The following is a 13,653-nucleotide window of genomic DNA, read 5'->3' as shown; positions in this document are numbered from 1 at the left end:
TCTTTAATATTATATATGTTAATTTAACAATTATAATTCCATAGATATGTATTAAACCTCATGCAACCTTCAAATGCTTTAATCCCATTTCAAGCGCACCCGTTCCACCAAATCCTGGATTAAATAATAGTGGGACATCATACTTCTTTGCGTACTCTTTTGCTACATCAATAGATACCTGGCCACATGCACCTTTTTGAATGACAATAACATCGCATTTTTTTATAACACTTCGAAAGGTTTTCTTTACGCCTCCGTGATTTTTCCCATCATGGAAAATAACCTGGCAGTCTCTTTTTTTGGCCAACTTCTCTAACGTTCTTCCATTTGATCCACCTAAAACTAGAATTGTACTCATTCCCATTCACTCTCCTTATCTTTTTTCTTTATGTACGTACTTGGTGATGTTAATAACACAAGTGTACAAGCTACAATATTCATTAATACGAAACAAATTACTAATAATATAACGAAAATTGGTGACAACAAGATGAGAATAAAGCCACTTACTACTAAGCAGATAAAAATAAAGCCATTGCTCATGTCTTCGTAACCATCTAGTCCTTGTACAATATTCAAACTATGCATCCATACTGTGATACTATCCCAATTTTCTATTAACAGATAGCCACCACCCAACAGAAAAGCCCAGCCAAGCAACGTTCCTAATAATCCAGAATTTCGTCCTATATAATACCCCGAAACAAAATTCGCAGCAGTACCAATTAACATTCTCATTTGTATTCCTCCATATCCATTTCATTTAGCGTTATATACAAATTTCTTTTAACCATGGTTTTATTATATCAGAAAATTATGAATATTCAATAAATAATTTTAGGTACTCTTTATTTTTTATAAAAGGGTTGTGTTTTCCTCCACAACCCTCACTTTCTTCTTAATCCACAGGTACTTCTTCTTGTCCATGTGGAATTTGTTCAATTGGTGTTACAATTTGAGCATATTTGTTTACCTGCACTTTAAATTGTCGTGGTTCTAAGAAGTTTACCTGTTGAATTAAAACTTCAATATGAAACGTATCTACTTTTTTCCCACGATCAATTTTGGTAATACGCGCATTGTAAAACTTATCTCCATTTAGAAAATACCTTTGAACAGCTTCTGTAGCCAGCATACGCTCATTACTTGTCATCTTCATTGGTTCAATACCAAATCCAGCCTTTGTAAACAAATACGGAACATCATAACTACTATTAGAAATTTTTCGTAGTAAATCCTCTACAGTTTTTGTCTTTGCGATATATTCCTCTTCCTTTGTATCAAATCCCTTTGGCTTATCTCCAAGCATCTCGATTTCATCTTGATTGACTTGCTCTTCCTCTTGTACTTGAGATTTCATCATGTAACGATGAATAGTATTATAAGTAGCAACGCCTACTACCAACACAATAATCCCCAATATAACTAAGTACTTACGAGGCAGATTCGCTAACACATTCATGACTTTCTTCATTTCTTCACATCCCAAATCAGTCTATAACATTACGAATTTGCGTCATATGTTGACCTCTTGCCGTATAGTTTAGACCTGTAATTTGTACACCTTTATTATCACCAATATGAATCATTCTTTGATTCCCCATATAAATTGCAACGTGCCCTGGGTTTTCATAGAAAATAAGATCCCCTGGTTGTGCATGATTGATATCTGGTACTTGTTTACCTTGTCCGACTTGAGCACCTGTCCAATCTCCAAGTTGTACACCTATGCTTGTTCTAAAGACATACTGCGTAAATCCTGAGCAATCTGAAGAGCCACCTGGTGGATTACGGTCTCCTAATACATATCTGACTTTTCCTTGCCCTAGCCATTTTTTCGCTTCTTCCAGTACCTTTTGTCGTTTAGCATTTGTCATGGTAGGAGAACCACCAGATGATAATCCTGGATCATCATTTTTCTTAAAGAACTTCATTGGATCCATCGGTTGATCGTTTATACGAATTTGGAAATCTAAATGGACAGCGTATCCAAGCATGTTCAGAACACCACCAACATAGTTAGAACCACCCATTTCCCCGATAATTTGTCCTTTTGTTACCATAGTTCCTGGAGTAACTGAAATCTTACTCAAGTGTAAATAACGGGATAAAATGCCATTTCCATGGTCAATATAGACACCTAGACCACCGTAGTTTACATATCCTGTTTGAGCTGTAACTATTCCTGCTTCCATCGACCATACAGGGTCTCCCGGTTTTCCAGCGGTCATGGCTCCAATATCTACAGCATTATGCGGTTTGTTATTATGAATTTCATCAAATGTACCTGTAATACGCCCTGATTTCGTTGGCCATTTCCAACCTTTATCAGAAATCCATTCTCCATCTCCATTTGCTACACAACCTAAATCCTTGTAATATTTTAAAACTTTGGAAACATATGTGTAGAGTAAACATCCAGCGCCTTATTACATTCCTGTGATAGGTTTCCAAATGTTCCTCCCCGAACCGGACTTACATCTCTCAATGTATCCGGCTCTCCATCTGTCTTCTGCATTTTTATATCTCGCCCTTGTGTCTTTTCATATGACACTCTTTACAGAGTGCGATAGTCTTTCGATTTCTCGCTATCATTTGTTGTTCAAGATATGATTTATTTGACTTTGCTCGTAGATTCTTTAATCTCCTAATGTGATGCATATGTATCACAACATTGCTAGCTCTGCATAGTTCACATGTTTCCGCCTTGATTCTATCTGACAATTTAGTCGTACTCATTACATGCCGAGTATTTGGTAAAATGTCTGTTCCTTCTAGTGATAAATTTCTTGTCATTGGAAACTTTCTTTCAATGAAATGAACTTTATTCATTCCTTTCTTTGTCTCATACTGTACAGTAAATTGTCCGTACTTTTCGTATTTCTTTCGAATTTGTTTCGTACGTGTTCTGTATTTTGACGCAAAAGTTTTCAACATTGAATAATACATGAAATATGCAAAGCGGTGCATGTGATTGCTCACATTTTCAGCTAGTCGATAGTAATTGTATAAACCTCGAATTTCGCTATTATATTGCGTGATAATCTCTAAATCTTCATTGTGTTGAAAATATCCTCTTGGCTGGGGTTTCCAAGTGCCATCGGCACACATTTTAATGGCCTGATACTTTTGAAGTTTCTTTATCCATGCCTCATGTGGCATTTTTAATTGAATTTTACCGTTAAGAACCCTAGAAGCTCTCCCAAGACTGTTAATACGTGTTGCTTCACTTTTAAACACTTTAATTTCAAATCCTAGAAATTTAGCGTGTTTCTTGAAGGCATTTGTTATCAGAGTCTTTTCCATAGATAATTCTAGTTTTAGCTCTTCTTTCAAAAATGAAGCTATCTCATTTTTAATAAGAATTGCATCCTCTTTAGAACCTATTACTCCAATAAGAAAGTCATCCGCATATCTTACATATTTGAGCCTTCTATAATTTTCATCCATTGGATTATTATAAGGTGTTTGTAACAACTTCCCTTTCAAAACTTTGTGTTGTTCTTTTAGTTCCGTAATTCGTGTTACTTCTCCATTTAGATAGGCAGTATCGATTTTCTCTTGAATCTTCCGCACTTTATACTGTAAATTACTATACTCTTTATTTATTTGTCGCTTTTTCCCTGATTCAAATCTATCCTGATACTTTTTCATATAAGCATCTAATTCATTTAGATAAATATTAGAAAGTATTGGACTAATGATTCCACCTTGAGGTGCTCCACTATAGGTATTATGAAATTTCCATTCTTCTAAATATCCAGCTCGTAAGAATTTCCAGATCAACTCTATAAACGCCTCATCCTTTATTCTTCTTTTAAGAATTGTAACTAGAGTATGATGTTCAATATTGTCGAAAAATCCTTTAATATCTCCTTCGATAAACCATTTACTACCTGTAAATGTGCGCTTTATCTCTAATAACGCACTATGGCATCCCTTTCCTTTTCGGTATCCATGTGATGAACTAGAAAAGCTTGAATCATATATTGCTTCTAGTATCATACGTATAACTTCTTGGACTAATTTATCATAAAAGCTAGGAATTCCTAATGGCCCTTTCTTGCCATTTTTCTTTTCAATATAGGTTCTTCTAGATGGATATGGTTGATAGCTTTTACTTTTTAAAACACTTATCAAGTCTTCCACTTCCTTCATAGAAAAACCATCAATAGACCTTTGGTCTACTCCTATCGTTAATGCGCCATCATTTTTACTTAGATTATCGTATGCTAATAAAAAGAAATCTGGGTTATATAAATTACGATAAAGTCTTGTATATTGATATTCCTTATTAAGACTCTTCGTTCGCAGATTGCTTAGTACTATTTTTGGACATTGCATAGTGCCTTTCGCACCTCCCCAATTTGGTAATAAGCTAACAGACTGCCTTCCTTCGCCCTGTACTAGGCTTTCCCTAGCTCTGACTACTACGAAGGCTCCGTTGTCATATTAGATATTCATGAGCCATACTTCTTGACTGTTACATCTTGAAGTTATCCTCAATAGCCTCGCAGGCATTCTAACTTAGACAATCCCCATTTAGTAAACAAGGAATTTGCACGTATAGTGTCGGATGTGACGTTCACACTTTTCTTCCATATAGAAGTGGGCAACAGATAACCCTATTCATATAAGATGACTCATACTATCTTTATGATATCTGTTGAATCTCGTTTATAAACATCTTTCGAGACTAGTTACGGTGGCCTCCCTTGTGCTATCATTCAAGCAGTTTAGCCTTCATCCTTATCTATACTTTATATCTTGCCGCTCAGTCTTGACTTGATGTTTAGCCAACTTACGGCTTTCTTGGCATGCTGTTGTCCCCTTTCAGTTTCCCTCCAAGGTTAGCCAAGTGATACTAGGTCTTTTAGGGTTGACCTAACAGCTTGCAATCACCGTTTTTCCTTGCCCCCTTATGGGCGCACAAAATCTCCATAACACGCATTTACCTTGGTTCGAAAGTTATTCGGATCGGAGCAACCACCTGGATTTAAATGATTCTTACTTCTTGAGAACTCAATAGCTGTTTCTTCTGAATAGCCACCCTTTGCTAAAGCGTAACTAATAAAACCTTCGCCAAAGTTGTATGACTGCAAAGCGAGTGCAATGTCACCATTGGCCTTTCCTAGTACATCTTTAAATTCCCGTACACCTGCTTCTATAGAAATATTGGGATCGTTAATACACCCTACACGAGCATTTCCCTTTACACCAATACAAGATGAGCTCATATCTCCATATTGCCCCTCTGAAGCCTGCATCGGGTCATTTCCTGCTCCACCTGATTCCTGCATCATTTGGGCAGCCAAAATACCAACATATTGAGCAACACCATGTTTTTCTGCCATTTCTTTAATCTTAGGAAGATATCCTGTAACTTTTGCATTAAGGTTAACAGGCTCTCCGCCAGGACTCACATTACCTACACACATACCACCAATAAATCCACCAGTAGTAGGAGCAAGATGTCCATACATACCTTCTAACATCCCGGCTTCTAATATCTCACGCGCACGCTCTTTTTGACTTTTACTAAACTTTGCGAGTTCCATCGCTTTCTCTAGCCCATGAGAAGATGTTGTCACTTTTTTACTTCCACTCGCATTAATCTCATCTATTTTTTTCTTAAAATCTGTATCTCCTAATATCTTTTTTACATCTGGTCCGGAGTAATTTTCAGATTTTGTTTTTTGCATCTCCTTTTTCTTTTTTTCGCAAGGACCATTCGGTCCTGCCTCACATACCTCTTTTTCCGTATATTCTTCATATTGGATATCCAAGAAATATGATATAGCATCGTGCGGATCTTTACCAGTCAAATCATTATCGTATCGCGCCATATCAAATGCGACAACCTCTTTCCAATCCACATTCAATGCCATTGAAACTTCCATATATTTTTTTACTTGTTCCTCTGTCTTACCTTCATCATCGGTAAAAGGTACAAAAGAGACTAAAATCACACACACAGCAATAATTACTCCCATAATTAAAGCGGCAGGTACTCCAACCGCTGCCACAACAGCACCCACAATTTTTAATATACCTGCTTTTAGCATTTTGGCAGCAGCTTTCGCTGCCGCCCTTCCTGCTTTTCCTGCCAATTTTGCCATCTTCCCGCGCGCTTGCATCCCTTTTTTCTTAATAAAGTGGGAAGCTACATCTTTTAAAGGATTACTTTTTTTCTGTTCATTTGGATCGTTAGGATTTTGACTCATAGACTTATCACACCATATTTTCCATTTTGAGAATTTCTTCCTCTTCGCTGCGCTAAGCGAGGATTTGGCGCAAATGGAATCAGATTTTGCGGGTCATGTTCTGATAAATTCAGATGCGTCTCTGTACGAACAACTTCGTCCTGTGTATGTGTGACTAAAATTTCTTCTTTTGGCTTAATACTACTGTCTTTCACTTCACAAGCTCTTTCAATCCTTTGGTTTGCTTGTAAACGCGTATCTCCTTTTCCGAATGGCGAAATACGTGACACTGTACCGTCTGTTGTTGTCGCAACCATGTAACTACGATCTCTTTCTACCACCATTTGTACATTCTTATAACCACCTTGGTCTAAATCAGACATATAGAAGTGACCATTGTCTACCTTGTGATTGACCGTAAGTGGTGGTTCATTAAATACCGGTTTCTGTTGTAACGGTCTTTGATTTTGGTTTCCTACTAATTGATTTGGATTTACATTGATTGAGCGATTGATATTGATTTTTCCACCACTTGAATCTTGTATATAAGCCGGAGATGCTTTCGCACCATTACGATACTGCGTTAATTGTCCATCTGAAATATTTAAGTCCTGATATACGACTTGTCCAGATCGTATACTGCTATCTCCACTACCATAACCAGATACAACTTGCGTCATACCACTAGCGTCTTTTGCTTCAATCCAAGATTTATTATTTGTCGTCACAAGACGTACGGCACCTTTTACAATCGATTGCGCGCCTGTATGATCTGTTGTTGTCGGTACCATCTGTTGAATTTCCTGAATCTCTTTTGCTTCTGTACGGACTGCACTGTTATACGGATTATGTTTACTTACCATACGTGCAGTTGCTTGATAAGCGCCCGCACCACCAATCACACCTACAGCGTAACTTAAGCCTTTTGTCACATTATAGTGACGCTCTGCTGCATTCCCACCTAATGATGTATTAACAGCAGCAGTAGTCCCACTTATCACTCTTTGTACTGCATTCCCTCCGGATTGTTGTACAGCACTCGCGGCACTTAAGTATGCATTTGATACTGTATCAATGCGATCCGCAAGCATAAGGTGTTTCGCACCTTCCATTACACTCATGCCGAGTTTTGTACTTTGCTGTGTCATACGTCCCACTGCGGAAGTTGGGATAGACATTTTACCAGCACTTTGTGCAATGTTCGCTACACTTGTTGATGCATCTGCATAAGAGCGTTCAATTTCCGCAACGGAAAAACCTCCTGCACATGCTATACTCGCTTGCGTTTGTGTCGCTGCATATACAGCTTTATTGATTGCGCCACCTGTCTCAACACCATGTGAACGAACACCTTGAATCGCACTAGTAATTCCAGAACCTACTTGTTGGCTTACCTTTCCAAGACTTGCATGGCTTTGTAAACCTTTTGTTAATTGCGAAGTAAAGGCATCTTTATTAATATAGGATTGATTATGTAGACTCTTACCACTCGTATCTTTTGCCTGTACGGGCATCGCTCCCGCTTGTACTGCCGCTTGTTGTGCAACTGCTTTAAATTCATTTCCTTTTTCATTTAGGTGCGACTGCCAAGCTTGCTCTTTTTGTGGTTGAGACATAGTTGGAGACAACTTTTTCATAAAGCTTGCCTGTTGTTCTGCTGCATAGCCCTGTTTAAAGGATTCTGTAGAGGCTTGTACTAGGTTCCCAACATTACTTACTTGTTTTGCTTGCTGACTTCCATTTCCACTTGTCAAACCGTGTGTTTTCACACCATTAACTGCCTTCTGAATACCTGCCGAACTGGATATACCCATAGCATTTAAACCAGGATCTTTTTGTAACTGTTGTGATAAATGAGAAGCGAAAGCTTCTTTATTCGCATAGTTTGTACCGTCTTTTTGCTGTACAATACCAGCTGATTCCGCCGCTTGTTGTGCATAATTTTTGAAGCCTTGTACTTTTTGATCTAAATGCTTATTCCATGCTGCTTCTTTTTCTTGTTGCGGCATATCTGCAGGGAATTGTTTCATAAATCCAGCCTTATGGTCTGCACTATACGCTTTCTTAAATGCAGCAGTAGAAGCACCGACAAGAGCACCGACTTGTCCCATATTTTGATGGCCACTTTCCAACGTTTCTCCTTTTACATCCTCGACTGCTTTTCCGACTTTTCCTAATGCAAGTCGGGAAGCAAACGCATCTTTATTCACATAGGACTTATCAAACAGATTATTTCCTTGTTTGTCCTTCGCATCAACTGGCATGGCTCCTGCTTTTGTTGCAGCTTGTTCTGCGTGGTTTCTAAATCCTTTTACTTTTGTGTTCAGATGGTCGTTCCAATGGTTCTCTTTCTCTTCTGCTGACATATTTTCTGGTAACTGACTCATAAACGTATCTTTATGGTCTGCCTCATACCCCTTTTGGAATGCATTCGTTGCAGCCTTTACTAAATCTCTAGCATTTCCATATGGTGTAGCGGCTTTCTTCATATTTTGTAAATCCTGTTTCCGCTGATTTGAGAAACGAGACATTTGATCACTATTTGTTTTCGCTACTTTTTTAGCAATCTCCGCATCGGACGCACCAGGGAATGCTTGTTTCAAGCGACTTGCCACTGCAGAATCCGGATTATCTGCTTTCCAATTTTCAAAGTCTTTTGTAGCTAAATCCTGTGCGATATCTTCATCGGTTAGTTCCGGATAAGATTTGCCATTTAGATTTGAATACGTGTCCGCACCCTTCTTTACACTGGAACCAATATGTTTTCCTAAGGCTACAGCCCCTTCGCCAACTGCAGCAGCAGATCTTCCAGTAACTGCACCAGTAAATCCGCCCGCTTTACTGCCAGCGAATGTCCCTATTGCCATTCCTTCTGGTCCAAGACCAGCTCCTGCTGTCATACCTGCAAGTCCACCAGCCGCTTTACCAATTGAACTTCCAATTTGACCAGCTTTTAACATACGAGCTGCACGAGATGTTGTACCAACATCTGTCCCTAAATTCGCTCCTAATGCATCTTTCGGGTTATCAGCATCTTCTTTTGTCTTTTCTTTATCCCCTTTATCATCAGGTTTTGCTTTTGAATTACGATAGTCATCACGAACACCTTTAACCAGTCCAGCCACACTTGCTAAAGCACCCATACCCATCATCGTACCTGCTCTATGAATGCCACCTGATGCATTGGTACTAAGGCCAATAAAACTTTTTACAATCTCACCTATTGGGATAAACATAGCAAGTAAAATTAATTTGATTAACGGACTATTTGCTGCTCCAATTAAAGAAATAATGAGCCATAAGGTAATCGCATGAATTGCTTGTATGAACACCGCTCCTATAAATTCACGTATCCAATATAATGTCTGTTGTTTCTTTTGTGGAAATAGCCACATGCCTACCATTAACGGACCAATTAACATTAAAACGTATAGTGACACCGCTCGCATTAAGTAGTAAAAGTTTGCCCAGACGATGAGACCAGCTTCTATAAACAAACCAAATATAATAAACATATAGTCATTTTCATGACCTTTCAAACCCAGCTCAGTAATGGTAAGTCCAGCCCCACCAAATCCAGGTTGTAGAAATTTAGTACCCTTATCTGGATCAAAATTCCCCCCACTTGCTACATTAACAGCGTCTCTAAACTCTATTATTATCCAAGAATTGATTTCAAATATGAGTGTATAGAAGTAATCGAGGTGCCAAAGAAAAATTGAAATGATCATCAAATCCTTCGCATACTCTATTAATGCTGTTCTATTATTTGGATTAATAGCTGTTGCCGAATATTTTGCCGCCGTAATAACTACACTGACAAGGACACAAAAAGCAACAAGCTTGAACATGACAGGCATGCCTGTGTCTAATACTTTGGTTAGAGAATTACCTGAAAATAAGAAATCTAAGTTTGTCCCCTTTCCTTCTGTTCCCTCTCCTCCAAACACTAAAACTGGCAGCGGATCCAAAGTTGCATACACCGGACTAAGAAAAGCCTTTACTATAGCAATAATTAAGCCTCCGACCCACTCTACTATTTTCTCAAGCATAATTTCACCTTCCTTTTTAAGAGTACGCCATTATCCTGCGTAACCTTGTACTTTCTTCATATTGTTTAAAAGCTCTTGTAGTACCGCTTCATTTGATTCAATGAACATCATTTCTTTGTCAGATGGATCAGTTTGAATCCAAACCGAACTATCTCCGACACGGAAAATCCCTTCTCCTTTTCCAGGGTTGTTGAGAATAATATCAAGCTCCCCAGCAGTTAAGTTAAAGTTCTCCTGGATCTTTTTCTTATCAATTTTATTTTGTTCTAAGAAGAAATAAGAGAAAGTAGATTGCAAGATACCACGAGCTTTTACATTTTCTAAAATACGAACAAAGTCCTGACTTGCCCAACACATACCGGCATTTCTTTTACGTGAACGACGTGCTACTTTTTCCAAGAAGTTAACCGTTTGTTCATAGTCGATAAACTGCCACATCTCATCAACATATAATACTTTTCGCTTGATAGCGTGTTCTGGACTCTTAATCCAATGCTCCCAAATATAGTTCAAGATAACGTGGAAAGCGATTGGTTTTAAAAACCCTTCCTCTAAATGACTAATGTTAAAATTAACAACGCGTGATTCATTTAACTGTGTTTCCACACCACGACCAAAATGACTTTGTCCATCAAATAATGGTTTTGAACCATCGCGTAAGAATGGTCGAATCGCAGCAATTAACTCTTCTGCTTTTACATCGTCTCCATGATGTTCTACTATGACATCATAGATTTCTTTTAACTCTGGCTCTGGCTTTCTCACTTGAGACTGAATTAACTGTCCATCCACTTTCTTCACTTCATCTGTATATAAAGAGGAAGGATGTGAAGTAATACCATGTTTATCAAACACTTCACGGATTGCATCTTCTAGCATAGTACGTTGGAATACATTTAATCCTGGTTGATCAAAGTCTTGCCCGCGAATAATAATGTCAAAGAAACCTAGTATTTCATTGATTTTCTCTAAAATTGGTACAAATCTCACATACTTCATGCCATCACGCTCTACAAGTTCTTTCTTATCATATTGTTCAAGTGCTTCTAGCTCTTCATCTTTATCCGTAATCTGAAGTTCTGTTACAGCGATTGCACAAGGATTGATAATGATATTACTTTCAGGTGAAATATTTAAATTAATACCACCTAGACGTTTTGTAATTTTTACGAATTATGATGATAGGTAAGGCTTTGATGTAATCTCCACCTTTTCCCCCACCTCACACCGTACGTGCTAGTTTCCTAGCATACGGCGTTCCATCGTTTCCAACTGACTTTAAAATCAAATTATGTTACTATCGGTTCATTTCCAGCTTTAGTTCTTAGCACATTCAGTTTATCCATTTGTTTCTTGTTAAGTTTAAAAGACCGAAGGTAATGTGTAATCTTATTAAGATTCGTCATGTGAATCAGTTTGTGTATAAACCAATCTACAATTACCAAGTTGTTGTACTTGTCATCCCCACCTTGTTTAATGGGAACAATGTGATGACAATGAACACGTTCAATACCAATTTCCTCACCAGTTACATAACACTTACCATATTGAGCAACGTATTTTGATATCCTATTATCGTTGTACTCAATACTTTTATTCTTCGAATAAGTCCTCATAACTTGGTTGAGAACATCCTTAGGTATTGCCTTAAGATTACTATGTACTTTATTACGCCCCGTTTCCGTATAGTTACAGATAACCTGCGAAAAATTCCACGGGTTTTTATGATGTATTCCTGTAACTGGTAAGAGTGGAGTGTTCTGTACAGCGTAAATCTTAGTGTTGGGTTGTATTCCTTTGGTCTTCCTTTTAAAATTCACAGATGTTTCACAGAACTTCATGTGCTTCATATTGTTTCTAAGTCTGGTTCTTATGACTCTTCGCAGAGAGTAATTTACCTCCGTTAAATCCATGTAAATTGTAACCGCATATTTAAAGTAATTTTGTATACCAAGAAGGGTTGAATTAAATTGAGTAACTTTCTCTGAAGTCGGCTCCTTTTGAATTCCTTTGATTCGTTCTTTTAGTTGTCTTTTAGCTTTTGTAATAGCTTTGTCGGACATACTGGTTTTTGCAATATATCCAAATTTAGCTTTACCTTGTTTAACCACTTTGATTTTGAATCCAAGGAAAACTGACGAGTTTTTCTTGAGATTAACCACTTTGGACTTTTTGGGGTTAATTTCTAATCCCAAGCGGGATTTGAGAAAATCAACTGTCGCATGATAAAAGCGTTGTGCTTCATCATAAGTCCGACACATTATTTTGAAGTCATCCGCGTATCTCACTACATAACCACATTTTAGATTCGTGTACTTCCTAGCATATTGTCGAAACCCTAAATGCCGAGTAGAGATTCTGTGAGGTTTGTAGGTTTCCCATTGGCTACTTATCCACCAATCAAGTTCATTTAGAACAATGTTGGAAAGTAAAGGAGAAATAATTCCTCCTTGCGGAGTACCCTTATTGGGAATACCCTCTCCTTCTATCTCAGATTTAAGGATTTTTGAAATAACACATAGAAGTGATTTGTCTCTTATTCCCAGAGTCCACATTTGCCTTAATAGCTTTTTGTGGCATACATTATCAAAGAACCCCTTAATGTCAATATCAACACAGTAGTTTTGGTGACCTATGTTAATAAGACTTACAACTCTACTTAGTGCATGGTGTGTACTTCTGTTCGGTCTAAATCCATAACTATGGTTATGAAACTTAGCTTCACAAATAGGTTCCAATACTTGGAGGATAGATTGTTGTACTAATCTGTCCCAAATTGTTGGAATCCCCAGGGGTCGCTTCTTATCACTGCCCTCTTTTGGGATAAGGACTCTTTTAACTGCTTGTGGTTGATAGTTATTTAATCGTTTTCTAACTTCATGAATAATCTTTGTATCGTTTAGGTGCCAAATATCTTTAATGGTTAAATTGTCAACTCCAGCCGTGTTACTCCCCTTATTAGTTTTGATGTTGCGGTATGCTAATCTAATATTTTCTTCCGAACCGATAATATCAATTAATTTATAGAAATTGTTACCATTAAGGCTATTAGAATATAACTCATCATACTTTCTTTGCATGTCGTAATATTCACTGTGCCTTAGTTTAGTTTTCTTTAACATGGGCTGTAACCTCCCCTTATTTACTGGAGGTTTACATCTCTTTAGTCTTACTCGAAACCATGTCAACCATAAGTAACAGTCAGTTTTCAATCGACTAGTGGCTATCCCTCCACGTTCATTACACGTTTCATAGGTACTGTGCCACCACTTTCACTGTCATAAACCTAGGTTATACAATTTACAATTGTTTTCCCTAGAACCACTTCATCGGAAGCAAGCCCTCAGTGTTGACAGCTTACCACGTTCCGTCATTCCTATCTGTGCATATACCGTTAG

6 protein-coding genes and 3 pseudogenes are annotated in these 13,653 nt (G+C 37.8%); all 9 read right to left on the bottom strand.

Annotation, left to right across the window (positions count from 1 at the left end; translation table 11 throughout):
* Positions 1–58: 58 nt before the first annotated feature.
* Entirely contained in the window at positions 59–364 is a 306-nt protein-coding gene (locus NZ044_RS29945) for a DUF2325 domain-containing protein (RefSeq protein WP_002204917.1), read from the bottom strand.
* Positions 355–738 (bottom strand): hypothetical protein, encoded by a 384-nt coding sequence (locus NZ044_RS29940; RefSeq protein WP_001242521.1) that lies wholly within the window; start codon positions 736–738, stop codon positions 355–357. Before NZ044_RS29940 ends, NZ044_RS29945 begins: the two co-directional genes overlap by 10 nt.
* Positions 739–898: 160 nt before the next feature.
* Positions 899–1,474: a hypothetical protein gene (locus NZ044_RS29935; RefSeq protein WP_000757469.1), complete on the bottom strand. Its 576-nt coding sequence runs from the start codon at positions 1,472–1,474 to the stop codon at positions 899–901.
* A gap of 16 nt (positions 1,475–1,490) precedes the next feature.
* Positions 1,491–2,408, bottom strand: a pseudogene (locus NZ044_RS29930) (peptidoglycan DD-metalloendopeptidase family protein); the annotation flags it as partial.
* Positions 2,409–2,520: 112 nt separating this feature from the next.
* Positions 2,521–4,344: a reverse transcriptase/maturase family protein gene (locus NZ044_RS29925; protein WP_340950209.1), complete on the bottom strand. Its 1,824-nt coding sequence runs from the start codon at positions 4,342–4,344 to the stop codon at positions 2,521–2,523.
* A gap of 587 nt (positions 4,345–4,931) precedes the next feature.
* Positions 4,932–6,224 (bottom strand): annotated as a pseudogene (locus NZ044_RS29920) (lysozyme family protein); the annotation flags it as partial.
* Positions 6,221–10,255 carry a hypothetical protein gene (locus NZ044_RS29915; RefSeq protein WP_340950210.1) on the bottom strand — a complete coding sequence of 1,345 codons (4,035 nt, stop codon included), beginning with the start codon at positions 10,253–10,255 and terminating at the stop codon, positions 6,221–6,223. The pseudogene NZ044_RS29920 and the gene NZ044_RS29915, both read right to left, overlap by 4 nt.
* 30 nt (positions 10,256–10,285) lie before the next feature.
* Positions 10,286–11,428: pseudogene (locus NZ044_RS29910) on the bottom strand (VirB4 family type IV secretion system protein); the annotation flags it as partial.
* A gap of 116 nt (positions 11,429–11,544) precedes the next feature.
* Complete coding sequence (gene ltrA, locus NZ044_RS29905; protein ID WP_252598036.1) at positions 11,545–13,377, bottom strand: group II intron reverse transcriptase/maturase; 1,833 nt, start codon at positions 13,375–13,377, stop codon at positions 11,545–11,547.
* Positions 13,378–13,653 lie beyond the last annotated feature (276 nt).

The sequence above is a fragment of the Bacillus sp. FSL K6-1338 genome (assembly GCF_038006965.1).
GTDB lineage: Bacteria > Bacillota > Bacilli > Bacillales > Bacillaceae_G > Bacillus_A > Bacillus_A thuringiensis_S.
Note: the sequence above shows the minus strand (reverse complement) of the source record. Positions and strands in the feature narration are given on the sequence as shown.